Origin of the sequence: Dyella sp. ASV21 (assembly GCF_016428975.1) — a bacterium.
Lineage (GTDB): Bacteria > Pseudomonadota > Gammaproteobacteria > Xanthomonadales > Rhodanobacteraceae > Dyella.
The window spans coordinates 1-25792 of the sequence record NZ_JAELTT010000057.1 but is presented as its reverse complement, the minus strand read 5'-3'; the positions used below and the strand labels follow the sequence as shown (position 1 = coordinate 25792).

General features: G+C 59.1%; 20 protein-coding genes. 10 read left to right on the top strand and 10 right to left on the bottom strand.

Going from position 1 to position 25792, the window contains the following annotated elements:
* Nucleotides 1-58 precede the first annotated feature (58 nt).
* Nucleotides 59-1206, top strand: a protein-coding gene (locus JHD67_RS16325) for an IS3 family transposase (protein ID WP_199100294.1) whose coding sequence is annotated in 2 segments (ribosomal slippage) — nt 59-302 and nt 302-1206 — 1149 coding nt in all. Because the reading frame shifts where the segments join, the coding sequence is not laid out codon by codon here.
* Between the two features lie 279 nt (nt 1207-1485).
* Here the strand turns inward: JHD67_RS16325 and JHD67_RS16320 are convergent.
* The 4 genes from JHD67_RS16320 to JHD67_RS16305 all read right to left on the bottom strand — a co-directional run bounded on the left by JHD67_RS16320 (nt 1486) and on the right by JHD67_RS16305 (nt 10957).
* Nucleotides 1486-4455: a P-loop NTPase fold protein gene (locus JHD67_RS16320; protein WP_199100293.1), complete on the bottom strand. Its 2970-nt coding sequence runs from the start codon at nt 4453-4455 to the stop codon at nt 1486-1488.
* Between the two features lie 50 nt (nt 4456-4505).
* Nucleotides 4506-6788 (bottom strand): restriction endonuclease, encoded by a 2283-nt coding sequence (locus JHD67_RS16315; RefSeq protein WP_199100292.1) that lies wholly within the window; start codon nt 6786-6788, stop codon nt 4506-4508.
* Nucleotides 6789-6904: 116 nt separating this feature from the next.
* A complete protein-coding gene (locus tag JHD67_RS16310; RefSeq protein ID WP_199100291.1) occupies nt 6905-10024 on the bottom strand; it encodes a TrlF family AAA-like ATPase in 3120 nt (1039 codons plus the stop codon).
* Between the two features lie 63 nt (nt 10025-10087).
* Entirely contained in the window at nt 10088-10957 is an 870-nt protein-coding gene (locus JHD67_RS16305; protein ID WP_199100290.1) for a DNA-binding protein, read from the bottom strand.
* A gap of 87 nt (nt 10958-11044) precedes the next feature.
* Between JHD67_RS16305 and JHD67_RS16300 the strand changes: the two genes are divergently transcribed.
* From JHD67_RS16300 to JHD67_RS16285, 4 genes are all read left to right on the top strand, one after another.
* Nucleotides 11045-12130, top strand: a complete 1086-nt coding sequence (locus tag JHD67_RS16300; RefSeq protein WP_199100289.1) for a tyrosine-type recombinase/integrase — start codon at nt 11045-11047, stop codon at nt 12128-12130.
* A gap of 124 nt (nt 12131-12254) precedes the next feature.
* Complete coding sequence (locus tag JHD67_RS16295; RefSeq protein WP_233171969.1) at nt 12255-13280, top strand: NAD(P)-dependent alcohol dehydrogenase; 1026 nt, start codon at nt 12255-12257, stop codon at nt 13278-13280.
* A 115-nt stretch (nt 13281-13395) separates the two neighbouring features.
* Complete coding sequence (locus JHD67_RS16290; RefSeq protein ID WP_199100288.1) at nt 13396-14580, top strand: MFS transporter; 1185 nt, start codon at nt 13396-13398, stop codon at nt 14578-14580.
* Between the two features lie 95 nt (nt 14581-14675).
* On the top strand, nt 14676-15599 hold the full coding sequence (locus JHD67_RS16285) for a LysR family transcriptional regulator (RefSeq protein ID WP_199100287.1): 924 nt from the start codon (nt 14676-14678) through the stop codon (nt 15597-15599).
* 52 nt (nt 15600-15651) lie between these two features.
* Here JHD67_RS16285 and JHD67_RS16280 read toward each other — a convergent pair whose 3' ends face one another.
* The gene (locus tag JHD67_RS16280; protein ID WP_255557350.1) at nt 15652-16569 is read right to left on the bottom strand and encodes a LysR family transcriptional regulator; all 918 of its coding nucleotides are present in this window, start codon (nt 16567-16569) and stop codon (nt 15652-15654) included.
* 150 nt (nt 16570-16719) lie between these two features.
* On the opposite strand from JHD67_RS16280, the gene JHD67_RS16275 reads away from it, so the two are divergent.
* From JHD67_RS16275 to JHD67_RS16260, 4 genes are read left to right on the top strand one after another with little or no spacing between them, the layout of a single operon-like run.
* Nucleotides 16720-17439 carry an SDR family oxidoreductase gene (locus tag JHD67_RS16275; RefSeq protein WP_199100285.1) on the top strand — a complete coding sequence of 240 codons (720 nt, stop codon included), beginning with the start codon at nt 16720-16722 and terminating at the stop codon, nt 17437-17439.
* Between the two features lie 46 nt (nt 17440-17485).
* Entirely contained in the window at nt 17486-18895 is a 1410-nt protein-coding gene (locus tag JHD67_RS16270; protein ID WP_199100284.1) for an amidohydrolase family protein, read from the top strand.
* Nucleotides 18896-18912: 17 nt separating this feature from the next.
* Nucleotides 18913-19404, top strand: a complete 492-nt coding sequence (locus tag JHD67_RS16265; RefSeq protein WP_199100283.1) for a DMT family transporter — start codon at nt 18913-18915, stop codon at nt 19402-19404.
* Entirely contained in the window at nt 19401-20303 is a 903-nt protein-coding gene (locus tag JHD67_RS16260) for a transporter (protein WP_199100282.1), read from the top strand. Before JHD67_RS16265 ends, JHD67_RS16260 begins: the two co-directional genes overlap by 4 nt.
* Here JHD67_RS16260 and JHD67_RS16255 read toward each other — a convergent pair.
* From JHD67_RS16255 to JHD67_RS16240, 4 genes are all read right to left on the bottom strand, one after another.
* On the bottom strand, nt 20300-20578 hold the full coding sequence (locus JHD67_RS16255) for a hypothetical protein (RefSeq protein WP_199100281.1): 279 nt from the start codon (nt 20576-20578) through the stop codon (nt 20300-20302). The two genes, JHD67_RS16260 and JHD67_RS16255, sit on opposite strands and share 4 nt — an antisense overlap.
* Before the next feature lie 175 nt (nt 20579-20753).
* Nucleotides 20754-21386: a class I SAM-dependent methyltransferase gene (locus JHD67_RS16250; protein WP_199100280.1), complete on the bottom strand. Its 633-nt coding sequence runs from the start codon at nt 21384-21386 to the stop codon at nt 20754-20756.
* A 75-nt stretch (nt 21387-21461) separates the two neighbouring features.
* Nucleotides 21462-22229, bottom strand: coding sequence for a glucose 1-dehydrogenase (locus JHD67_RS16245; RefSeq protein WP_199100279.1), 768 nt, complete (start codon nt 22227-22229; stop codon nt 21462-21464).
* Between the two features lie 84 nt (nt 22230-22313).
* Nucleotides 22314-23048, bottom strand: a complete 735-nt coding sequence (locus tag JHD67_RS16240) for an SDR family oxidoreductase (RefSeq protein WP_199100278.1) — start codon at nt 23046-23048, stop codon at nt 22314-22316.
* Between the two features lie 103 nt (nt 23049-23151).
* Between JHD67_RS16240 and JHD67_RS16235 the strand changes: the two genes are divergently transcribed.
* Nucleotides 23152-24048, top strand: coding sequence for a LysR family transcriptional regulator (locus tag JHD67_RS16235; protein WP_233171968.1), 897 nt, complete (start codon nt 23152-23154; stop codon nt 24046-24048).
* Between the two features lie 383 nt (nt 24049-24431).
* On the opposite strand, the gene JHD67_RS16230 is transcribed toward JHD67_RS16235, so the two are convergent.
* The coding region (locus tag JHD67_RS16230; protein ID WP_199100276.1) for an ATP-binding protein at nt 24432-25792 on the bottom strand (1361 nt) is incomplete at its 5' end.

The window sequence follows — 25792 nt, the reverse complement described above, 5'->3', positions numbered from 1 at the left end:
GTGGTACGCCCCCGATTCCGTAGACACCTGATAGTGTCTATTGAGGATCGGAGGATCTATGACCAGCAAACGTTTCACCGACGAGTTCAAGGCTGAAGCGGTCAAGCAAGTCAGCGAGCGTGGCTACCCCGTCATGGAGGTGGCCGATCGGCTCGGCGTGTCATCGCACAGTCTCTATGCATGGCTTCGTGAGCGCGGCGTTAGCCGCGATGCGCGCAAAGCGCAGAAGGAAGTCGACCTGGTGCAGGAGAACGCCCGGCTGCGCGCCGAGCTACGTCGCGCTGAAGAGGAGCGCGACATTTTAAAAAAGGCCGCCGCGTACTTTGCCAAGGGATAAGAGCAAAGTACGCCTTCATGCAGGCCCACAGCCGGCAGTTTCGTCTCACCACGATGTGTCGTGTGCTCAAGATCGAGCGCAGCGGCTACTACGCATGGCTGAAGCAACCGTTGTCATCTCGCGCCAAGGAAGATGCTCGCCTGATGGTACATATCGAAGAGTCCTACCTGGCATCGGGCGGTGTGTACGGCAGCCGCAACGTACACCGAGACTTGACCGAAGCGGGCGAACACATCAGTCGGAAACGCGTGGAGCGATTAATGCGCAAACACGGTCTTCGTTCAGTGCGCTCACCGCTTCGGCGTCGCTACAAGGCCGGTAAGCCTGCGGTTGTCGCAACCAACCGATTGCAACGCCAGTTCAACGTTGCGCATCCTGATCGAGCATGGGTCACCGACATCACGTACCTGCGCACGGCCGAAGGTTGGCTGTATCTAGCCGTGGTCATCGACTTGTATTCGCGTGCAGTCATCGGCTGGTCGATGAAATCCAGCCTGGCACGCGAGCTGGCGATGGATGCGTTGTTGATGGCGATCTGGCGGCGACGCCCCGAAGCCGGTGTCGTGATTCACTCCGACCAGGGCGTGCAATACGGCAGCGACGACTGGCGTCGCTTCTGCCACGAACACGGCCTGGAGGTCAGCATGAGTCGACGCGGCAACTGCTGGGACAACTCGGTGGCGGAGTCGTTCTTCAGCAGCCTGAAGAAGGAACGGGTGCGTGGCCGCGTCTACGGCAGTCGTGAGGAAGCACGCAGCGACGTGTTCGATTACATCGAGGTTTTCTACAACCGGCAACGCCGACATGGACATCTTGGCGGCCTTGCGCCAATGATGTTCGAGGCGGCCAACTCAAAATCCGGCAGCTAACCGTCTACGAAAGCGGGGGCGTACCACACCCCACGAGCTTGCGGATGCCAAGAAGCGCTTCATTGAGGCAGCAATCGTGTATGAGGCTACCGTTTCGACGTGTTTGGCAATGAAGCAGCAATAACTAAAGCGAAAGGCAGGTCGCTTGATGCCCGACGCGAACGCGACGGCAAGCCTGCGCTTACTTGCTTACCTCACAGGTTAGATAGGCATGTGAAATCGCTGCTACACCTGTCGTCGTTCGTCCTATCAGCACTAAGCTGTCGCCGCATCCTCGCTCTAAAGCTGCGGGGCATCGCCAGTGGGCTGAAGCTTCGTTCTCATGAGATCATCCAGAACAGCGAAGACCTTCGGGAGATCTTCGGTATACGTGGCAATGTAATTTCCAGTAACCACTTGGCATTGCAGTGAAGGAAGCTCCTTCTCCAAAATCCAGGTGCGATGTTTTTGCCAGTAAAGCGCCAGGCGGTGAGGGTCAAGGGGTCCGGGCAGCCCTGCAACGGTTGGCCAGTACCCCTCTTCGTCTCCGCCAGAGAAAAAGGCGTTGCTTAAATGGGATAAAAGATGAGTAACAAAGTGATGCACATTTTCTTCTTTGCCGAGGTCGAAGCACACGTCGAAGACGTAGTCGTTCATTAGCTTGGCAATGCCATGGCCATCGGATGAGCCCACCTCATCGTAATAGCCGCAACCTACGCCCGAGCCTGTGGCGCCCATGCTGTTGCTGAGTTGATAGATGACAAAGCTCTTTACTGCGTTACGCGTTGCTGCCAGAGCGAATTTCAGGTGAGTCGAATCGGCGTCATCCGGCATCATTTGCTTGATCTTGAAGTCAGCAAGCGCGCGCCCAAAAAATGCGCCATCCTCGGTGCCGTCGACCTCAGCAAAGAAATTGCGCCCGGTGCTTATAAAGGTCGTCTTGAACCGGGCAAAAACCTCTTGCGAGATGCGACGCATTTCCTGCACCGCGAGCGTAGCCACGATGCCCGTGGTTTCCGCATTGGCGTCTTCATACAAAAGCAGCGCGCATTGGAGATTGTGTAGCTGCCCAGCGCGATCCCAAGAACAGGTCAGGCGAAAGAGTGCCAAATCATGCCAGCCGAGAACCCCCCTCCCCTCCAAGCTCAGCAAGTCGAGAATTCCACGCCCCTCATGTCCGTTTGTGCCAAAAATCCTGTGGGCAATTTCGACGACATTTGCTGGCGAGTTCGGCAGGCGACGTTTTTTTGTCCGCCCCCAACCTGCATTGTCTAGCAAGCGGACAAGGGAGTAGATGGATCGATTGCGGAGCGATAGTCCGTCGACGCTAACTGCATTGTAATTGGGTAAGAACTCAATCAGTGTGGCGATCGCATCATTTGCTACCGCTGCGTCGAATGCACTGGCGCGATTGACAAGCAGACTCCAGAACTGATTGTGAGCCTCGTCGTTGTCGGTCAGGCGGAAATCTCGTTCCGTAAGGAGAGAGCGAATTAGCATCCCCTCCTGCACGCGGTCGACCGCCTCCTTATACAAGACGAAGGTGTCTCTCGGCTCCGGTGTCACGAAGCGGACGATGAGCTTCAGGTAGTTTTCGAGATTCCGCCGCCCCCGCTGATTGAAGCACGCACGTGAACTCAGTGCAGCCTCATCCAGATCGGCCCAAGAATTGAAGTTGAGAGTGCCAACGTCAAAGAGCTGGGATAGTAAAAATTTCGCATCCGTCGATGACTGTCTATCTACAAAGTCCATGAAAGCCTGTTTGTTGACGAACGAACGCCCCTCCAGATTTCGCTGGACCGAAAAGGACCCGGATCGCCCCTCCGTCTCCTCGGCATAGATTTGCCGGAAAATGCCAGGGAAATGTAGGTGGAGCAACATTAGGTTGATGAGGTCACCCCGATTAAAATCCGTGCGCGCGAGCTCGGTTCGTTCAATTTGCATCAGTACGACTGCGTTGAGGAATCGCTTTACCTTGCGAATGTTACCAAGCATAGGCATGTAGCTCGCGGCCATCGGCCCGCCTAAGATTTCCGATAGCTTGGAGCGTACGCTCGAAAGCTTCACCATCGTCTCTGACGGAATGGTTTGCAAGGTGCTTTCTTCGGAACTCCAGTCGCGTTCCAGAAAACGCTGAATCAGCGTGCCATCGACAAAAAGGCTAAGCTTGACTGTGACAAATTTTTCAAGAAATGCCCGCGCATTTTCAGAGTCGCCGTCAGAACCCACCAGAATTTCAGTGTCATAACAGAGGATGTATATGGCATGCGACAGGCGAAATGTGCGCCGGATAGCAAACAGCACGTTCGCGACAGCCTTGGTGTCCAATCGGTCCAGGTCATCAATTACGATGATTATCTTGCGTCGTATGCGCTTAAGGACGTCATCAATGTCCTGAAGCATGTCATCTATCGTTTCGTCGCTCGGCTCTAGCGAATACTTGATTCCGAGAAACGAAAACTCAGCCTTTCCTTTAAGGGCTTTTGCGTAGCGCGAAGCGACTGGCGCAAATTCAGGTGCGAACGCATGCTTTTGAATAGCCGCGGTGAGCTCGCGAAGGAATCGCTGAGGAAGATCTGGCTCCGACGCATAGCGCAGAAGCTCAAACCGAAAAACTAGCGTAGATTCAATAGCCTTTTCTTGCCAGTAGCGTGATGCAAGATTCGTAAAGCTTGTTTTTCCGACACCCCACGGTCCATCTACTCCAAAAACCAGTCCAGACTGTGCGGCGCTGGCCAGGACTGCTTCGGCGAACGATTGGGCATGAAGACTCACGTCAAGAAAGTCCGCGCCCGAATCGGTGATTTCGTCGTCATCAAGAAAAACCAATTGAGAGGCCGGCCTCTCGATCGGCCAATACTTGGCGACGAGCGAGGAAAGCATTACGCCAGAGAAAGCGGCGAGTAGCAGGGGCGCCCAGGCGGGGCCAACATCCCGAACGTGAGCATGTAGTTTCTCTAGGGAGTTGGCTGCCACTCCATCGGTCCAGACACCCACTATTAGGAGAAGCATCAGATCGATGCGGCCGCTCTTAAGCATCCGGCCAAGCTCTGCGTGAGCTTGACGAGCAATGCCATAGGTCAAAATCAAAGCGGCAAAAAATATGCACGTGGCAGTGACAAGCCAAACTGGGGCACTGTAAGCCCGAAAGGCCTGAGTGCCGAGGTAGAAAGATAGTCGGAAGATCTCGGCACCCACAAAGCCGATCGCAACGAATCTCGCGAATACGGCAAGCTCAGGGGGTTTCATGGCTGTTTGAATTGCCTTCATTCCTTGATTCCTTTGGAGCATGCGATCAAGCATGCTCAGGCGTCCCGGCCTCACTCTTCGAGGAGCGGCATGAAAAGATTGGTGAGTGCGCTATCGTCAAAACGGTCCAGTTCGCGCTCACCTGAGTCAAAATCCGGTGAGGGGTCCGATACGCCGCGCTCCTCAAGACCATCGATGCGATCTTGGACTTTCGCAACCGCAGAGCCCAGCATCTTTTCTGGCACGTCAAATTGTCGAGCAAACTTTTTCAGATTACTGATGATCTCTTCTAGCTGGGTTTCATCGTCCTCATTTTGAACCAGGCTATCGATTTCATCGAATTCGTTCCAGATCGCATCCTTTAGGGTGGCCGACACGCTAGGCGGAACGTCATCACCGCCATGCTCTATTGCATCCGACAGTGTCGATAAATCATCGATACTTGGCTTCCATCGAATCATCTCGACTAGTGCAGCTTCCACCACCGCAAGAAGTTCGGCCTCATGGACAAACATTCGACCGTTGTCTCTGTCGGTCAAGGTCGAGAACAATCCGACGAGCGAACTTCCGTCTCGCCATGCGTCGAACCCTTGCACAGGACTGCGCGCAATTGTCAATGCACAGTCAGCAAACCTATCATCATCGGTGACTCTCCACCAATCAATCAGAAGTTCAAGTCTTGTGGTGTTAGATGCATCGCCATACGTCAGGACTCTTGGATCACGGCGATCGGCCTGCCATGCGGGGCGGCTCTTCATCATGTCCAGCAAGTCGACGCAAGCTTGGGCTATGCGTTTCTGTTGCGCAAAAAAGGAAAATTTAAGTTGTACAAATGTCCACAGCCTCCGTATCCAGTCTATGGATTTGGCCGTTGGTGCCATTCGAAAGAGCAGATCTTCATCGCAAAGGTACGTTGAGAGATAGTCCCTTAGCGAAGGATTGATATAGGAGACTTTTCCACCGGAAATGCTTAAAAAGCTGCCTTCAAGGATACGCAGCGACTCTTCAAAGTCTTTGGGTCCGTAGGGATGGCCATATGCCAAGCTCATCGCAGTATGCAAGGAGTCGTAAGCGACCCTGAGATCGGGCACCTCCACGCCGTATTCTGAGAGAAAGAACATGGCGATGAGGAGGTGGCGACATCTATTGTCCAGGTGGTTTCTGAAAGCAGCATCCCATATGCGGTGCGGGTTCTTTAGCGCGTCGAGGAACTTGGCTGGATATTCCGCGGCGTCAATGCTCGAGATATGTAATGCATCGGTCATCGCCTCAATCACGCGGGGATTGTAGTTCGCGTGGTCGATGATTGCGGGAAGGCATTTGCTTTCGATGAGTGACCTGACGTAATCCCTATGCACGCCAGCTACTAGCAAGTGATTGTAAAGAATTCTGGCCTTGATACGCCGAGTGTAAACGCCAACGTCAAGCACATATTTGGTCACATCGAGTCGCTGATCTCCCAGGTGCTCCGACACCTGCCTGGCTTCTTCAAATATGTAGCCTCGTGTCGTCAAGATGAAACGAGCATTCTTGGATCGGCGAATGCGCATGATGAATCGCGCCAATTCAGAGTCTTTATGCGCCAATGCCTTCTTGTCGAGGGCGACTCTTCCAAGGAAGTCATCGAAGAGAAAGATTTGTCTTTTCCCATCCTGGAACGCTGCGAGCCCATCTTCGAGGCTGCGGATCGGGACGAGTTCCCACTCCTCACTCAGAAACGTATAGCAGAGCATCTCCGCAAGCGTGGTTTTACCAACGCCTGGTGGCCCTGAAATGATCAATACACGATGCTGGTCGAGTTTCTTTAGGGATTGATCGAAGCTTGGATTCGGTGCATAGACCCTGACCTTCTGTTCAATCTCTTCGAGCGTTATCGACGCATACGCGTGGGCTGCCGCGCGAAGAATCCTTTCGAGCACGCCTGTGCCGGACAGCCAAAGCTTGATGTGCGCTTTGAGAACATCAGGGTGATCTCGCAGGAGTCCGTTGAGATCCTCTGGACCAAAGATGTCTGCCTCCGACTTAAGGTGAGGCCCAATCGTAGCGGCCAAGTCGGACTTTCCATTGGGTGTAAGTTGGCATGAGGTGGCTAGCACGTACCGATCAGCGGTGAGCTTGTCTATCGATGCGCGCTCTCGCTTCATGGCACCCTTTAGCCTGCTAAAAGGCGAGCCCTCGTAATGCTTTGCTTGAAGGACAACCGACTTGCCATTGGTGGCGGCATGACGGCCATCAACTCCTCCGTCGGGGCCAGCGCAAAACCCCTCGAAGCGCACGCCCAGATCCTTCCCGATGAGGTCTCGGGCAAGATCTTCAAAATCCGCGGAAGACAGGTTCTTAAAATGGTAAGTCATGTTCCCCCTTTCCTGCTTGCCGATCGACGCCCATAGGCCCGATACGCCATCTATCGCCGTCCAGTTTTGTGTACGACACTTCGCCAAGTGTTCGCCCCGGGGCGACGAACATGGTTTTACGTCATAGGTCGAATGACCCTTCTATACTTGAGGCGACGGTTGTCGAAGGCGGGCAATGTGCCCTCGAGAATGTCAATCACGGTTTGGTTGATGCGTGGATCTTCTATCGCGCCGGAGAAGAAATCGAAGTCATGTTTGCCCTCCTTCTTGTCGATCGACACGTGAATGATCTGCTCCGCATCAGCCACGACGGCGAGATTGGGGTTGTGCGTGACAAGGATAATCTGCCGACGTTTCTTGGCCTGCTTGATGAACGTAACGAGGACCTCGTAAACACTCTTGTTATCGAGGTTATCTTCGGGTTGATCAATGACCAGCGGGATATCTTGTCGATCAAGCATGAGGTAGAAAATGAGTAACAGGCCACCTCGCTCTCCGGGAGATAACTCGCTCAAATCCTTGCCATCGACTTTCAAATCGTACTTCGGTTCAAGGTAGTCGAAGCCGAAGAGATAGTCATAAAGCTCCTGGGGCGTCTTCTGGCCTTTCATTTGCTTGAAGACATCGCGTACGGGAGGCTCACCTAAGTCTTCGTCGCGCATGTCGGCATGCAGCGCCTCAACGATCGATTCCAACGCCCGAAAGACCTGGCCTTCATCCTCCCAGTTGTCCACGGCATCCGTAAAGCGGCGAAGCATCGCCCGCCCCTCTTCCTGTCCGCGGAAGCTTCCTATCGCCGATTGATTGATGAATTTAAGAAACTCGTCAAAAAACGACGACGCGAAGCGTAATCCCGCCTCGATCGTGAGGTTGTATTCGCCCAGTTGACTCCGGCACTTGACGATCTCGTCGTCAATCGCCTGCTTCACGGTGTCGTAGAACCGGGTCAGATCACGCTTCTTGCGGAAGACCTCTTTACTGACGCGTTCGCGCTCAGCACGAAGCGTACGTAGGTTTTCCCGATACACGGTATTGACCTTCTGAAGCTCGTCTTGCAGTCCCAGCAGCGTCTCGGCACCGGGGTTCTTAGGATCGCCCCGTAGCTCCCTTTCGCGATCATTCCATAGCTTCAGATCGCCGATGTACTGTTGATACTCACGGGCCGGCCGACCCAGTCGCTCGACCAGCTCGGCCTTCTGCGCCTCGATGGTGGCTTTCTGGCCAACCAAGCTGGAGGCATCCGCGCCGATGTCAGTGGCATGTCGGCTGGTGATCGCATTGGGGGCGGCAAGCAGGGTCTCGATCTGCATTAGCCGCAGCACCTTCTCGCCGATCACGGTATCAAGGGCGGTGTAATCCGCGTTCAAAGCCACGATCTGGCTGAAGTTCAATCCGACCGCAGCAAGAAGCGCCTCGTGTTTCGTCTCCAGTCCGGCCAGATCCTGGACGGCGCGTTCGATTGCTTGGCGAAATTGCCGAAGTTCTTCTGCGGAAGCACTCACCGTGATCTGTTCCGATTGCAGCTGCTCAATTTGCTGTTCCAGCGCGGACAGTTGCTGTGAAAGTCGCAGGAGTTCGGCGGGCTCGGCAGCGGCGGCATCTGGCCCAGTATTGGGATTCGACATTTCGGTCGGTATGACCTTGCCGTGCGCCTCAAGATCCTCCTTTTTTTGTCGAATCTTTTCTTCCAACTGCTTGCGATAGTCCTCGGTCAGCCTCTTTTCGGCGGCGACCACGGCGCCATTCGCCGAACGAAGATCCTGCTTTTTCAGGAGGATCTCCTCGTTGGCCTGTTGCGTTCGATACTGGATCAACTCGTCGAGATTGCCTTTGCGGAATCGGTCCTGCGGTTTGACATAGCGGAAGATCACGGAGTTGAGTGTGGTTCGGAATTCGTCATCCGCAATATTGGCGCAGACCCGCTCCAGATATTTTTGCGGAAGATATTCGACCCTCTCCGGCAGATTCGTGGCGGCTTGGGCGTCGAGGCGCTTAGTGTCCGCCGCGCCCTCGTACCAATTCAGCGTCGCCTGAAAATGACTCGCGCAGCCGCCCTTGAGGAATTTGTTCCGATTGAGAAACGAAAACAGTTCTTCGCCTTTCGCACCGGACGTGTTCGTGGACAGCTGATTGTGGCTGTTGCCTAGCAGGCCGATGATGTCGGTGATGGCACTCTTCCCGCTACCCTTATTGCCAATGATGGCGACGAGCTCCTTGTTCAACGCAATCGTTTCCTGGTGGAACCAGGCACCGTGCGCATCCGATTTGTACCCGTCGACGTTCGTAATGTGTACTGACTCGATATAGCGCGTTTTGTTATCGCGGACACGCCGTTCGACGTCGGGTTCGGCACCGATGAACACGCGATTGCCGGGCTCGAAAATGATCTGCTTCAGCCCCTCATAGGTCAGGTCCGCCTTGATCCAGGTCGGGGCATACTCGATGCCTCGATGGGCATCGGATGCCACCTGTCCGAGCCTCTCCTCGAGATCGGAAAGGGAATGCGCGTCGCACCCGGAAAGGACCGGCTTCGGCATGGTCGGCGCGCCCTTGTCTTCGCCACGATCCGGCCGAAGAAAATAATCGACATTGCCGGCATGCCCGAAAAACGCGTTACTGAACTTGTCCAGCTCGTCGGTGATCAACAGTTTGCGCTGTTTGCCACGCTCAGGTCGAATGCCGTCGTTGTTGGCTGCCGTAATAATAAGCACGTAGTCCAGCAAGTCGGCGGTCGAGCCGTAGACATTACTTAGCGCCTCTCGGATGAACTCCCGCGTGGTCGTGGCCGAAGCAAAATCATGTTGGTGCTTGAGTTCGGAGGTCTTGACGTGCCGCCCACCGCCAGCGGTCTTATTGGTTTTGAGTACGTCTAGAAAGGATCGAATCTCTTCGGCGTAATGGGGGCGGAAGGGATTGAACAGCAGATGGACATTGACTTCCTCCTGCTGCTTGTTGACAACATCGTTAGTGCGCAACTCGACGTTCGGTAAGAAAAGTTTCGGCGAGTCGGGGTAACGGGCTTGGTAGGCCTGCAGCGCGGAAAAATAGCCATCGGCGGAGAAGTAGTCAGCAATCCCGAAAACCTGCACATCCGACGCATGCAGTGCGCGACAGTACGCATCCCAAATATCCGATCCATCGGCCACGGCGAATTGATCGTTGAGCTTCGTTCCCGGCGCGTGCAGGTGGAGGTCCCATTTCCTCCACGCCGATCCCCTCGGCCATCGTGTCGTCATCGCGGAATCCCCTGTGCTTGCATGCAGCATAGCGGTGGCTATTGCGCTTCGCGAATGCAATCGCTATGAGCGGCGCTGGCGTGTTGTGGATTTGCCCGTTGCCTTCGCTGACTTGCGCCTGGCAGGCGGTGCGGAGGCTGGGGTACGGCGCCATTGGGCGATCGTCGCCTCTAAGGCAGTCACCTGCCCCGCCTGATGGGCTGCCGCCTGTTCGGCCGTCCGCACGACAGCTTGCAGGGCGTCCCGCTGCGTCGTGAACTCGGCCACCTGCTTGGCGTGTTCGCGCCGCGCCCGCTCCTGCTGCTGCCCCAGCGCCTTGAGCTCCTGGCGCGCCTGGTCGACCTGCTGGTGAGCGCGGTCTTCCACTGTACGGATGTGCGCCTGCATGGCGGCGTGTTCCGCCCGCAGCCCCTCGAGCTCCGACTGTCGACGTTGGAGTTCGCCCTGCAAGCGATCGCGTTGTTGCCGCACGTCGGTCACGTCGGCCGCGAGCTGCTCGAGCAAGCCCTGGCGTTCGGCCAGTTGCAGTTCGGCCTGAGCCAGCTTGCTCGCCCCCTCGGCCAGTTCGCCCTGGACTGCGGCCAGCGCGATCTCCCACAGCTTGCGCTCTTGGGTGAGCTCGGTTTGCGCCGCAAACAAGGTGTTCTGTTGCTCCGTCAGAGCGGCCTCGGCGGTGGTGCCGGCGTGGCTCAGTGCGAGCCGCCATGCCTCCGCAAAGGCCTGGGCCACCTCGCCCGGCAATTCCGGCAGCAACGCGTGGCCCTTCAAACGCATCGCCAGCTGCTCCCACCACTGCTCCAGCAACTGCCCCACCCGCGCCGGGCTGCCGCGCCCGAGCTCGGTGCGCACGCGTTCGACGGTCGGGCGTTCGCCGCGGGCCAGCACTGCGTCCGCGGCCTTGAAAACCTCGTGTTCCGGCACTCCGTTGGCCATACTCCGCCCTCAGCTAGATTAGGTCTGATAAGGGCAGTTTATCCGACCTTAGTTGGCAAAAAGCCTTTTTTAGTTACGGTGGACGTAATGAATCATACGATTATGCCGACTGACCGTGCGAATCTCCCGCTGGACCTGACAACGCTCGATGCCGCAAGCCAGGCGGCCGCTGCGGCGTTTGTGGCCGCCGGCACCGCGGCGAACACCGTGCGCAGCTACCGCACGGCCCTCACCTACTGGGCGGCGTGGCTGCGCGGGCGCTACGACGACGCCTTCGGTGACGCGCCGCTGCCGACGACGGTGGTGGTGCAGTTTGTGCTCGATCATCTGGCGCGGCCCACCGCCGACGGGGCGTGGGACCACACCTTGCCGCCCGCGCTCGATGAGGCTCTGGTTGCCGCTGGCGTTAAGGGCCATGCGGGCGCACTGGCGTTCAACACGGTCAGTCATCGCCTGGCCGTGCTGGCTAGCTGGCACCGCGTGCGCGGCTGGGACACGCCGACCGATGCAGGCCCGGTGAAGACCCTGCTGCGCCAGGCGCGCAAAGCCCAGGTGCGCCAGAAGACCGCTGCGGTCGCCGAGTCGCTGCAGGCCCTCTTGGCTACCTGCACCGATGAACTGCGCGGCGTGCGCGATCGCGCGCTCTTGCTGCTGGCCTGGAGCGGCGGCGGCCGACGTCGTTCGGAGGTGGTGGGCCTGCAGGTGACCGACGTGCGTCCGCTCGATGCCGACACTTGGCTGGTGGCGCTGGGGGCGACCAAGACCGACACACAGGGCGTGCGGCGTGAGAAGCCGCTGCGCGGCGAGGCCGCACATGCGCTGGCCGCTTGGTTGGCGGCCGCGCCGGCGACGACGGGTCCGCTGTTTCGGCGGCTGCATCGCGGCGGCACGGTCGGCACCACCGCCCTCACCGGCGATCACGTGGCGCGGATGGTGCAACGGCGGGCCAAGCTCGCGGGTCTCGAGGGCGACTGGGCCGCACACAGCCTGCGCTCGGGCTTTGTTACCGAAGCGGGTCGGCAAGGCGTGCCGCTCGGCGAGGTGATGGCGATGACCGAACACCGAGGCGTAGGCACCGTGATGGGCTATTTTCAGGCGGGCAGTCTGCTCACCAGCCGGGCGAGCACCCTCCTTGCCGCCGCACGCGAGGACAACGAACCCTTTTCGCGATAACACGATCTAATCACAACGGATTGCGGACTTCGAATTCCGTAATTAGCGGACCTGCGCCTGACTTAATCGCCGCAGCCCTTCTCTCTAGCATCCGCCGTAATCTTTCTCTCTAGAGACAAGTCACATGACGGATGCAATGAAGCGCTGGGAGATTCCCAGTTTTGGTCTGGACAAGCTAAGGCTTGCCGCCGCTCCGCGGCCGCAACCGAAGGCCGGCGAGATCCTGGTCCGGGTAGAAGCGGTGTCCCTCAATTACCGCGATACCCAAGTTATCGAAAACGGCATGACGGCGACGCTTGAGTTCCCCTTTGTGCCTACGTCCGACATGGCTGGCACGGTAGTGGCAGTTGGCGAAGGAGTGAACCGGTTTGCCGTGGGGGATCGCGTCATTTCTACGTACATCTCCGGCTGGACGGATGGTGCCCCGCGCTCGTGGGCGGAGATGCCAACGCAGGGCGGACCCATTCCCGGGATGCTTGCCGAATACGTAGCCACTCCCGCCGACTGGTGTGTGCGGGCGCCCAAAAGCCTTGACGCTGCCGAGGCAAGCACTCTTCCCATCGCTGCCCTCACTGCTTGGATGGCACTTATTGAGCTGGGCCAGCTACGCGCCGGCCAAACGGTGGTCGTTCAAGGCACGGGGGGCGTGTCGTTGTTTGCCATCCAGTTGGCTGCCGCTGCCGGCGCCAAAGTGATCGTCACGACCACAAGCGAAAACAAGATTGCGCGCGCTATCGAGCTGGGTGCCACACATGGCATCAATCGCAACACGGAACCGGATTGGCATGTTGCCGTGCGCGACCTAACCGGCGGCCGCGGGGCCGAGCACATTCTGGAAATGGCGGGAGGCGAGAATCTTCGCCGGTCTCTGGAAGCTGTCGCCCCAGGCGGCCGCATCTCGATCATTGGCCTTCTTGAGTCGGATGAGCTCAATTCCTCAATCATGCCGCTACTCGGTAGCCGAGCCAGTCTAGTGGCGGTAGCGGTTGGCCACCGTCGTGCTCTGGAGGACTTGGTGCGGATGATCGACCACCACGACATCAAGCCGGTGATAGACGGCCGCTACACCTTCGACCAGGCGCCCGAAGCATTCGCTCACTTGAACCGCGGCGCCTTCGGCAAGGTCGTGATCGACGTTGCGACCGCTTGAAGCCCTCTGCACGTTAAACCCATTGCTGTATTGAGCCGCTGTCGAGCCTGCGGGTTACAGAGGGAATCCTCTGATTCGCCTGGCCCAGATAGCGGCTCCTTTTTTTGGAGTTCCCGTGAGCCCTACGGTCAAACCCTTAAGCGTCATGCCCTTCATCATCCTGGGTCTCTTCGGCCTATACACGCTAGAACTGGGCGTGGTAGGCATCCTCCCTCTTATCGTGGCACGCTACAACGTCAGCATTGCCCAGGCAGGGCTTCTGATGAGTCTGTTTGCCTTCATCGTCGCCATCTCCGGCCCGTTCCTGGTCTTGCTTTCGTCCCGACGGGATCGAAAGAAGATCTTGGTTGGCGCCCTCTTCTGCTTCTCTGCCTGCAGCGTGCTTTCAGCCTATGCACCGAGCTATTCGGCGCTCATGGCGCTGCGCATCCTGCCCGCCCTGCTTCACCCGGTGTTTTTCTCCGCTGCCTTCGCAGCTGCGGTGTCGCTGTATCCGAAAGAACGTGCCACACACGCAACCACCACGGCTTTTATCGGCACCACACTCGGCTTGGTGTTCGGCGTTCCGCTGACTACTTTGACGGCCGATCTTGTGTCCTACGAGGCGGCCATTCTTTGCTGCGCCGCGACGACATTGTTGGCCGGCTTGGGATTGCTTATCCAACTACCACGTCAAACCAAGGCGCGTCCGATGAGCTTTGCCAGTCAATTGGCCATCCTGCGTCGTCTATCAGTCTGGCTTGCGATTGCCGCTACCGTACTTGTCTTTACGACCAAGTTTGCCGTCTACAGCTATGCCGCTGAGCTTCTTCGAGATCGGATGGGCCTGGATGCAAAGACCATAAGCATGATGTTGCTGCTATTCGGCGTGGGCGGGGTGACGGGTAATTTGATTTCAGGTCGTCTTCTTCTCCGGTGGCCGGTAGCAACCGTAGCTGCGCTTCCCGTACTTCTGGCGTGCTCGTACGTCACGCTGTACGCCCTGGAGGGCGCGAACCTGCTGTCCCTGAGTGTGATCGTTTTCTTCTGGGGCGCCATTCATACCAGCGGGATGGTTATTACGCAGACCTGGCTAACTCGCGCAGCACCTGAGGCCCATGAGTTTGCCACGAGCCTTTACGTGTCCTTCGCCAACGCAGGCATCGCGATCGGCGCGTGGCTAGGCGGTGTGGCCATCGAGCGTTATGGTGTATCCGGCATCATCGCTTGCGGGCTTGGCTTCGCCGCGTTGTCGCTTGTCGCTATTTTGCTAAAAGCGTGGCGATACGGCGGGGCCGCCGAGCGAGCCGTCTATGCCTGAATCGGTCGCACGCGCCGGACCCGAGGCGCAAGGTTTAAGGTATGGACTCACTGACCCAGTCTGTCGCTAGCGTTTCGCGCTATGCCGGAGCCGCTATGGATACCATCAGCAGTTTCAATGTCTTCGTGCAGGTTGCCGAAACCCGTAGTTTCGTCGCAGCCGGCCGTACGCTTGGTGTTTCAGCCTCGGCCGTTGGTAAGACCATTGCACGCCTGGAGGAGCGCTTCGGCGTGCGTCTATTCAACCGGAACACTCGCAGCATCACCTTGACCGCAGAAGGTATGCAGTTTCTTGATCGATCACGTCGAATCCTCGCCGAGCTCGATGCGGCCGAGGCTGAAATGTCGCAATCCATCGCGGCCCCCAGGGGGCGCTTGAAGATCAGTCTCCCGATGGTTGGCGATCCATTTCTCGCTGTGCTGGCCGGGTTCAAGAAGGCTTATCCGGACATAGAGCTCGATCTGCACTTTGATGATCGTCGTGTGGATGTGATCGATGAGGGATACGACGCTGTTATCCGCGCAGGCGAAGTGCCCGACTCGCGCCTGACATCCCGACTAGTCGGCGAGTTCCAAATGGTGTTGGTAGGCTCGCCCGACTACTTCAAAGCAAACGGTTTCCCTATTAAACCCGAAGACCTTCAGGAGCACGCCTGCATACAGTTTCGCTTCGCCAATACCGGAAAATTGCAGCGATGGCCCGTGCACGGGCACGGCACGGAAGACGAACTTCCCCTACCAGCTGCCATCACCTGCAACAGCTTTGAGGCACGCGTCAGCTTCGCCGTTGAAGGTGTGGGCATTGCCTATCTTCCCGATTTTGCCATCCGCCCCTGGCTGGAGTCCGGGAAATTGGTGCGCATTCTTGAAGACCACATGCAGACTGACGTCTATCGGATCATGTGGCCAAGTGGAAGGCACCCCGTGCCGAAACTCAGGGTCTTCATCGATTACATCGTTGAAAATCTCTTCGCGCCGAAGCCAAAACCAAAGCGTTCATCGAAGATTGTCGAGAAATAGCGCCCTGGCCCTGAGGCCGCTCTCGCATGGACGCCATGGCCTTGTGCGCAACTTAAGCGGGATTGTCCGCGCCTGCGAGCGCCACCTGCCTCACTACGTGAATAAACGCTTCGAGGCTGGCGGGCATGCGCGTCCGGCTGGGGTGATAGAGATAGAAGCCGCGACTCGGAGGTGAAAATTCCCGCAGGAGCGGCACGAGCTTGCCGGAGTCTATCTGCGGTTTCATCCACTCCTCCGTCCAAACGGTGATGCCCAGCCCGTCGACCGCCGCCTGCAGCGCCACCGCGCAGTCGTTGACGATCAACGAACCCGTCACCGCCACCTCAAACCAGCTGCCGTCACGGGCGAATTCCCAAGGGTACAAGCTTGTCTGCCCTGCCCTGCGCCAGTTGATACAGCGATGCTCGCGCAACTCTTCCGGCGTGCTGGGCGTGCCGTGTTTTTCCAAATACTCGGGTGATGCCACCGCGATCTGGCGTAGGTCCGGCCCAAGCCGGACTGCGATCATGTCCTGATCGATATGCTTTCCGAGACGAATGCCTGCATCAAAACCGTTGGCCACAATATCGCTGAGACTTTCGTCGCTATGTAGATCAAGCACGACGTCCGGGTAGTCACGCTGAAATACACCGAGCATGGGTTGCAGCAGGTGCACAAGCGCCATCTGGGGTGCTGCGATGCGCAGTGTTCCGCGCGGCGTGTCACGCGACGCATTCACCTCTTCAATGGCCTCTTCGAACTGATCGAACAGCGGCTGCACGCGTACGAACAGGCGACTCCCCGCTTCGGTCAGGCCAATGCTTCGCGTGGTGCGATTGAACAATCGAACGCCCAGGCGAGCTTCCAGGCCGCGGATGGTCTGGCTCAAGGCGGAGGGCGACACACCGAGCTGTTCGGCAGCCCTGGCAAAGGCACCCAGCTCGGCAATCATCACGAACGCCTTCAAATCGGCGTACTCAGAGCCCCGCATTCTGTATCTCCAGCTTCATAAGGCATGAACCGCTCAGAGGATTGTTGATACGCGGGTGCGGACTTAACTTTTCCACCACCGCAGGACGCCCGCCCTGCTCGCATAAACCATTCTAATGTCGGGCATTTTTTCTATCAAACGGAGCCTGACATGGCTATCGCGCTTAAAGGACGAACCGTTGTTGTCGTCGGCGGCAGCTCGGGTATGGGACTGGCAGTGGCTCGCAAGGCCGCGGCGGAAGGCGCCCTGGTGCACGCGGTCGGACGGTCCGGCGATCGCCTGCTTGCCGCCAAAGCCACCATTGCCGGCGAAGTGACGCTTCATGAGGTGGACATTTGCCATGAGGCGGAGGTGGCCGCGCTGGCGGTCAATATCGGACCGATCGATCACTTGATAATTACCGCCGCGAACAATGTATTCAAACCGTTCGTGGACATCACCACCAGCGACATCGAGGCCATGCTGTGGACGAAGCTGTGGGGCGCCGTCCATCTCGTTCGCCATTTCGCATCACGACTGGCTGCCGATGGCTCGATCACGCTCTTTGGCGGCGTAGCGGCCCACAGGGCCTCGCCCGGCGCATCCATTGTCGCGGCGCTGAACGCCAGCATGGAAGGCCTGTCACGCACGCTTGCGCTCGAACTTGCCCCGATTCGCGTGAACACGCTTGCGCCTGGCGTGGTCGATACGCCGGCGTGGGACTTCCTGCCCAAGGCTGATCGCAGCCACACCATGGCGATCATGGGTTCGAGTCTCCCGGTAGGTCGTGTCGGCAGGTCTGATGATCTGGCAGACGCTGCGTTGTTCCTGATGACCAATGGCTTTACGACGGGCACCGTGCTGCACGTCGATGGCGGCGCAAACGCCTGATCTAACCCCCTCTCACGCGCGAACCTTGTCGCGCCAGGAAATCCCCATGTCTTCCAACACCACTTCCGGCATCAGCTGGCAGGATCTGCGCGCCATCGTGGAGCCTTTGCGTCCTGTTCCAGGCTCGCAACTTCTACTCATCAAGGGCGGGACCGTCATCACGATGGATCCGACGATTGGCGATTTCCACGGAGACCTGCTCATCGAAGGCAATCGCATTGCCGCCATCGCTGCCGAGCTCCATGTCGACGGCGCCCAAGTCATCGACGCGACCGACATGATTGTCATGCCGGGCTTTGTGGATTCGCATCGCCATGCATGGGAGGGCCAGCTTCGACGGATCGACCCCAATTCGCCGACGCTGCTGGACTATCTCAATTCCACGCACTTCTCGTTCGCGACCCACTACCGGCCGGAAGACATGTATATCGGCAACCTGCTGACGGCCCTGGGCGCGCTCGACGCCGGCATTACCACCATCGTGGACAACTCACACAACGCACGTAGCCCTGCGCATTCAGACGCGTCGATCGATGCGCTTGAGGATGCAGGGATCCGCGCTGTGTATGCGCCGGGCAAGCCACTGGCTGGTGAGTGGGCCCAGCATTGGCCCGACGATCTGGCACGCCTCAAGCAGGAGCGCTTCGCGTCCGATCATCAGCTGGTCACCATGGCGATGATGTCCCAATGGGATCGCGAGACCTGGGAGGCCGCGCGCGCGTGCAACCTGCGCATTATCACTGAGTTTCTTGGCCAGGACATGGGCCAGTTGCTGCCTTCGTTGCAGGAAGAGGGTTTGCTGGGTCCCGACAACATCTTCAATCACTGTACCGGCCTTACAGACGAGCAGTGGCAGATACTCAAGGACTGCGGGGTCAATGTGAATGTGTGTCCGCGATCGGACGCACAGTACGGCCTGGAAGAAGGCTTCACCGTCTATCAGCGCGCCATCGATCACGGCATCCATCCGGCCATCAGCATCGATGTGGAAGCTTCCTACGGTGGTGACATGTTTGCCGAAATGCGCGCCGTGTACTTTCTCCAGCGTGCGCATGCGCAGCACCGTCGGTTCAATGGCGACGAAAATGCCCCGGCCCCGGTCAGCGTTCGCGACACCCTTGCGTCTGCAACCGTCCAGGGTGCACGGGTCGCGGGGCTTGAGCACTGCACCGGCACGCTGTCGCCGGGCAAGCAGGCGGATGTCGTTTTGATCCGCACCAGCGACATCAATCTCTATCCCGCCAACAACGCCATTGGCACCGTCGTACATGCGGCTGAGCGAAGTAACGTCGATACCGTCATCGTCGGCGGTCGCATTCGCAAGGCAGGTGGCAGGCTTGTGGACGTTGATATGCACGCACTCAAAACGGCCACGGAATCTTCCCGTGCGCATCTGTTCGCCCGCGCTGGATATGAGCCGAATCCATTTTCCGACGTTTCACCCGCTGTCGCTTGAGTGAGGGGCTATTGGTCATGAACTTCTTACTTCTCTTGCTCGCCTTCGCAGCGGGCTCGGCCATCTCCACGCAGGCTGCGGTTAACAGCCAGCTTGCGGGTGGACTGAACGGAAACACCGTAGCTTCAGCCCTCGTCTCCTTTGTCATCGGAACGCTGGCCCTGGCAGTCATTGCCTTAAGTAAAGGCGGCCTGTCGGCCGCCATTGCCAGCCTGCCGAACCAGCCGCTGTGGCGCTTTGGTGGCGGCTTTCTCGGCGCGGCGGCCATCTTCAGCACGGTGCTGCTTGCGCCGCGCATCGGCTTGGCCAATATGCTTGCTCTGGTCATTGCCGGCCAACTACTCACGTCACTGGCCATTGACCACTTCGGCCTAATGGGCATGGTCACGCGCCACGTGTCTGGCGTGCGCGTGGTCGGCGCGATCGTCCTTCTCGCAGGGGTATTGATCACGCTCTTCGGCGACGCGCTGTTCAAGGTGCTCTTCAAGTCCACGGGAGCACTGTCGTGAATCGTACTTCCCTTAGGAATTTCGCCCTGATCGGCATGACACTGGCAAGCCTATGGGGCGCGTCGACGGTCTGCGCCACGGAGAATAGCGGCGACAACATCGGCAAAGGCTCCGAAGGGTTCTATGCAGGCGCCATTCCTTCGCAGGGTTTTTACGGTGTCCTGTATACCAACTATTACACCGCCGATCGCTACAACAACGGCAAGGGTCGCTCGGCAATTGCGAACTTCCATTTGACGGTGGACGCCGTTGCGGCACGCCTCTTCTATCAGTCCAACCTGGAGATCGCCGGAGGAAAAGTCGGCTTCTTTGCCATCGGATCGGGTGCTCGCATCGCCAGCGGTGACGCGTCGAGCAATCACAGCATCGTCGCCATGGGTGATGTGACGCTAGGTTCGACCGTTGGATGGCAGCGCGGCGATTGGCATACGCTGGCGGCGTTTGATCTAGTGGTGCCAAAGGGCAGCTACGACGTCCATCGCGCCCTCAATACCGGAAACAACTATTACTCATTTCGCCCCATTTTCTCCGTCTCTTATCTTCCGGCGTCTGGTTGGGAGCTGTCCGCGAAGGTCACTTATACCTTCAATTTCCGGAATGCCGACACGGACTACCGTTCGGGACAACTTTTCCACTTTGACTATTCGGCCTCCTATGCAGTGACTCCCGCGTTGCGCGTCGGCTTGAACGGCTATGTCCTCAAGCAGACCACGGATGATCGCCAGTACGGCGCGCCGGTCAACAGCGATGGAAATCGCGCACGTGTGGTTTCCATCGGGCCCGCAGCACGATACCAGTTGAAGGGCGCATCTGTTGAAGTGAAAGCGCTCCGTGAGTTCTCGGCTCGCAATCACTCTGAAGGCGAGAGCGTGTGGGCAAAGATTGTCGTACCACTCTAAACATTCGCTACGTAATCTTTCGATACCAGCCTCATCCGCTTGCCGCCGCCCTTGGTTCCAGCCAGCGACAACATGTCTTTCATGACCCACATCATCCTTGCCTGACGCATTGATGACCTTAAGCGCGCGTATTTGCCAGCAGGCCTTCCGACGCGCCTGCTCAAAGCGCTCGCTGAGGCGTGGCCCACGCGGTCAGCAAGCTCCGAGATCGTCCATTGGTGATCGCGAAGCAGCGCCTTCGCGATCACCATCCGCCATGCCAGCAGGTATTCCATAGGCGCAACACCCCAATCGGGAGAGGCGTTCAAAGAACGCAGATCCAGACATGGCTACTGTCTTTGCAAGCTGTTCGACGCCCTGCGGATGATTGGTACGCGCACGCAGGTTCTTCATCGCGGGCGCCAACTGCTCGTTGCCAAGCCCTCGCAGTAGCCCCGGAGCCGAAACCTCTCAGGGCTTCACAAACCGATAGACAAAGCGATCGGTGTCGCCCTTGATGGACGGGTCGAATACCTTGATCGAATGCGGATCGTCGTTGTTCGCGAGCATGCTGCTCTCAGCGTCTAGAACGAAGCCGGCCGCTTCCACTTCCTTGCGCACGGATGCGGGTTCGATCCGATGCAGCGACCGGGCCTCGCTCGCACCCGCCCCGACGGCGGCCGCATGGTCGACGATGACATACGAGCCACCAGGCTTCAGCTGCTCGTAGACGGCTCGATTGAAGTCGGCCGCCGTCGCGCCCCTGGCCTGCATCAGGTCGGTGTGCAGGTCGTGGTAGAACAAGTGCAACCACAACACATCCGCCGGCTGCGTGACCTCCCGCATCGCCACGAGGTCCGCCGAGACGGCTTCGACGTTTTCCCGGCCCGGCTCCTTCGCCAGCGCGCGCATGCTGCCGAGCGGATCGTTTTTGAAGTGGGCGACTTCAGCCGGCACGAAAGTGTAGACCCGCCCCTCGGGGCCGACGATGTCGGAGAAGCTTCGGGTCCAGCCGCCATCGCCCGGGTAAACGTCGATGACGACGGCGCCTGCAGCGACGCGTGCGAAACGGATCAATTCGGAAAGTGTGGATCGGTCGTACATGGGAATCTCCTTCGATTGGGTAAGCGTGGCCCCGCGGCGGCCCTTCTGGAGGCCATTCGCGGGGCCGCGTCGGGGTCAGACCTGCGCCATACCCCCGTCGACGGCGAGATCGATACCCGTGATGTAAGAACTCTCATCAGAGGCGAGGAACGCCACTGCAGCGGCGATTTCATCGGGCACGCCCCTGCGACCCATCGGGACCTGCGTGGCGAACTGGGCGGCCGCTTCCTTGGCCTGTTCTGCGGTAAGGCCCGTCGTCGTCCCCAGGGCCGGGGTATCGATGGGCCCGGGACTCATCGAATTCACGCGGATCCTTCGGTCTTTCAGCTCCAGGGTCCAGGCGCGTGCGAAATTGCGCACGGCCGCCTTGCTCGCGGCGTAGGCACTGAACCCCGGTAGCCCCAACACGTTCGAGACCGAAGAGTTCAGGATGATCGAGCCGCCGTCCTTGAAGAGAGGAAGGGCCTTCTGCACCGTAAAGAACACGCCCTTCACGTTCACGTCGAAGGTCTGGTCGAAATGGGCCTCGGTAGCTACCTCAAGCGGTGCGATGGTCCCCGCGCCTGCGTTCGCGAAGAGAACGTCGATGTGGCCATGCTTCTCTTTCACGACGGCATAGAGCCGATCCAGATCGTCCAGGCGCGACACGTCGCCTACGACCGTCGTCACGTTGCTCTTGATGAAGGCCGCGGCCTCCTGCAGCTCTTTCTCCCGTCGGCCCGTGATTACGACGTGGGCACCCTCTTCCACAAAGCGCTTGGCTGTGGCCAGGCCGATCCCGCTACTTCCGCCCGTAACGACCGCAATCTTTCCCGCCAATTTTTGTTCACGATGGTTGTTCATGTGCTTTTCCTTTTTCTGCTTCCTTGTTGACTGCGCCCTGCGGGGTCCGGATATCCAATGGAGTGACCGCCCGGGCGTAGCGCGTCAGAGTTGTGCCAGGCCGCCGTCGACGGCCAGCTCGCTGGCGGTCATGAAGCTGCTGTCCGGCGAGGCGAGAAAGGCAGCGGCCGCCGCGATTTCCGACGGATCAGCCATGCGCTGGAGCGGTGTCATCGCGCCATAGGCCTTCTGGCCCTCTTCGCCCAATGCCTCCTTGGCCAGCTCGGTCGCCGTCGCCCCGGGCGACAGCACGTTCACCCGGATACCGGTGCCCTTGAGCTCCTCCGCCCAGGTCTTCGCGAGGTTGCGCACCGCGGCCTTGCTCGCGCTGTAAGCGGTGAAAGCCGGGGCGCCCGTGGTGCCGGCGCTCGATCCGGTCAGGATGATGGAACCGCCCTCACTCATCAGCGGCAGCGCTTTCTGCACCGTGAAGATCGTGCCCTTCACGTTGGTGTCGAAGGTTTCGTCGATGTGCTCGGCGGTGATCTGACCGAGGGCAAGCGGCGCACCCGCCCCGGCATTGGCGAAGACGATGTCGAGGGTGCCGCGCTCGGCCTTCACCGCCGCGTAGAGCCGGTCGAGGTCGGCTTGATCCGAGACCGAGCCTTTCACGGCGCGGGCATGGGGACCGAGGTCGGCAACAGCGGCGTCGAGCACGTCCTGCCGGCGACCGAAAATGAAGACAAAGGCGCCCTCTTCGATGAAGCGCTTTGCGGCGGCGCGGCCGATACCCGTGGCGCCCCCGGTGATCACGGCGGTCTTTCCACTCAGTCTGTTCATGTCGTGCATCCTTCGTTGTGGGGGTTAAGGTCCAGACGAAGATGGGTTGCTTGACGCATCAGGGCAATTGACGAAAAATCGCTTAATTCGATCTACTTATTGGATGATCGTGCTCGACAACGTCACCATCAACCAGCTGCGCGCGTTCGTTGCGGTATGCGATCAAGGCAGCTTCTCCGGTGCGGCGCGGAAGCTCAGTCGCGCGCAATCGGCCATCAGCCACGCGATCAAGGCACTGGAAAGCGCCTTCGATGTCGAGTTGTTCGATCGCGACACCCGCAAGGCGCAGCTCACCGCCGCGGGACGCAGCCTTCTGCCGGACGCGCGGGCGGTGATCTCACGCACGGAAGAAATGAAGACCCGTGCCGGCTCGATCGCCCGAGCCGGCGCGCCCCAGCTCTCGGTGGCGGTCGATGTCTACTTCCCGCGCGCCCAGTTGATCGAGGGCTTGCGAACGCTGCAAGCAGAGTTCCCCACCGCCGCGATCAACTTGCGCATCACGACCATGCAGGGAGGCGAGCGACTGGTGCTCGAAAAGCTGTGTGCGCTGGCCGTTACGGTCCAGGATGTGCCGGAGGTGAGCCCGGATGCCGTGGAACGCCACTGGCTGTGCGAGGCAGAGATGCTGACGCTGTGCGCGCCCTCCCATCCGCTCGCCTCGACACCGAACCCCATACCCGTGGACGAGTTCGGTCGGCATGTCCAGATTGTCGTGACGGACAACCAGCCGCAAGCGGAAAAGACCCAACAAGGCGTGGCCGGCAAGCGCCTATGGCTGGTGAACGATCTCGGCGCCAAGCGCGATCTACTCAAGGCCGGGCTCGGCTGGGGGCACATGCCGCGACACCTCGTCGACGAGGACCTGGCGCGGGGCGAACTCGTCGAACTCGAACGCCGCGCCTGGCACCTCGGCCCGCTCACGTTCGTGATCTCGCAACGACGGGGTTATGACCTCTCCCCCTGCGAGTCGCGACTGGTCGAGCTTTTAGGCAACCCTTAGCGAGCCCCAAGGGAAGCCAGGCTACACCCCATCTCGGCCAAGGGCGGGCGCGAGCGCGTGAAGGCGTCGCGCGAGTGACGGCCCGGCCCGCAGAGAGGGGCGCAGGGAACGGCCACGTCGACCACCATTGCTCACCCTTGTTCCGCTGGCTGCACCGGCACGGCACCCTCGCCCACAGCGCCGATCATGTCGGGCGGATCGTGCGTGGCGCGCGGGCTTCGATGGCGACCGGGCCGCGCCGGGCATGGCGCACGTGCCTGACCACGCCATTCGGCCGTGACCAGAAGACGGCAAGCTGATCCGGATTCCCGAAGGCCACGCACAAACAGACGTCTATCGCATCACGGCGCCGAGCGGCTAGCATCCGGCGCAAAGGGTCTTCATCATCGTCGATCCAAAACCTCACGCACCTTTAAAGCGAGCTGCTCGAAGGTAAATGGCTTGGTAATCAGGGTTACCCCAGGATCAAGACGGCCGTGATGCACAATGGCATCCCGTGAGTATCCCGTAGCAAAAAGCACTTTCAGCGCCGGCCGAAGCCGCATGGCATCGTCCGCGATGGCGCGACCGCTCTTGCCAGGCAGAACGACGTCGGTGAACAGCAATTCGATGCGCTCATCGTCACGCAAAGCACGGATCGCCTCGTCATAGTTGGCCGCCTGGCACACGTCGTAGCCGAGTTCCACAAGGCTCATGACGGTGTATGCACGAACATCGTCGTTGTCTTCGACGACCAGAACCACCTCGCCACGGGTGCTTTTTGGAATGGCCAGCTCAATCTTCTGTGGAGCGGATTCCTCCTGGGCCGTACCGCGCGGGAAATAGAGGCTCACGATGGTGCCTTTACCCAGTTCGCTGCTTATCGAAACATGCCCACCTGACTGCTTCACGAATCCGTAGATCATGCTTAGTCCGAGGCCGGTACCCCGCCCGACCTCCTTGGTGGTGAAAAATGGCTCGAACGCCCGACACATCGTCTCCTCGCTCATGCCTTCGCCACTATCACTGACGCTTATGCATACGTATTGGCCGGGGAGCACGTCGGCGCCGATTCCGGCATGGGCCTTATCGATCACGGCGTTCGACGTTTCAATCGCGAGCACGCCACCATGGGGCATGGCATCACGGGCGTTCACCGCCAAATTGATGATGGCGTTTTCCAACTGCCCCTTGTCGGCCTCGATAGCCCATAACTGGGGTGCAAGCGCGCCCTTGAGTTTAATCTGCTCGCCCAACGTACGATGCAGGAGGTTTCGCATGTCATGAACCAACGCATTGACATCCAGGCGCCGCGGCTCCAGGGGTTGCCGCCTTGAAAAGGCCAGCAATCGACTGGTCAGGTCGGCGGCGCGCTCTGCGCCCTTGAACGCGAGCCTCAGGCCGATGGCATGCCGCGCATCGTCCGACTGGCTTCTCTCGATCGTCTCTAGGCCACCGATAATCACCGTCAAGAGGTTATTGAAGTCGTGTGCGATACCGCCGGTGAGCTGGCCGACCGCCTCCATCTTTTGAGCGTGCCGTAGCGCCTCCTCTGCCTTCGCGCGTTTGTTGACCTCCTCAAGAACTCGATTTTCGAGGTCCATATTAAGCTCGCGCAACCGCTCCTCGGACTGGGCGATGGCAGCTTTGGCGTCGCTGCGTATCTGGGCCAGGTCAAGATTCGACCTGACGCGCGCCACGAGCTCGCGCGCCGAGAAAGGTTTGGTCAGGTAGTCGTCCGCGCCAACATCCAGACCCTCAATCC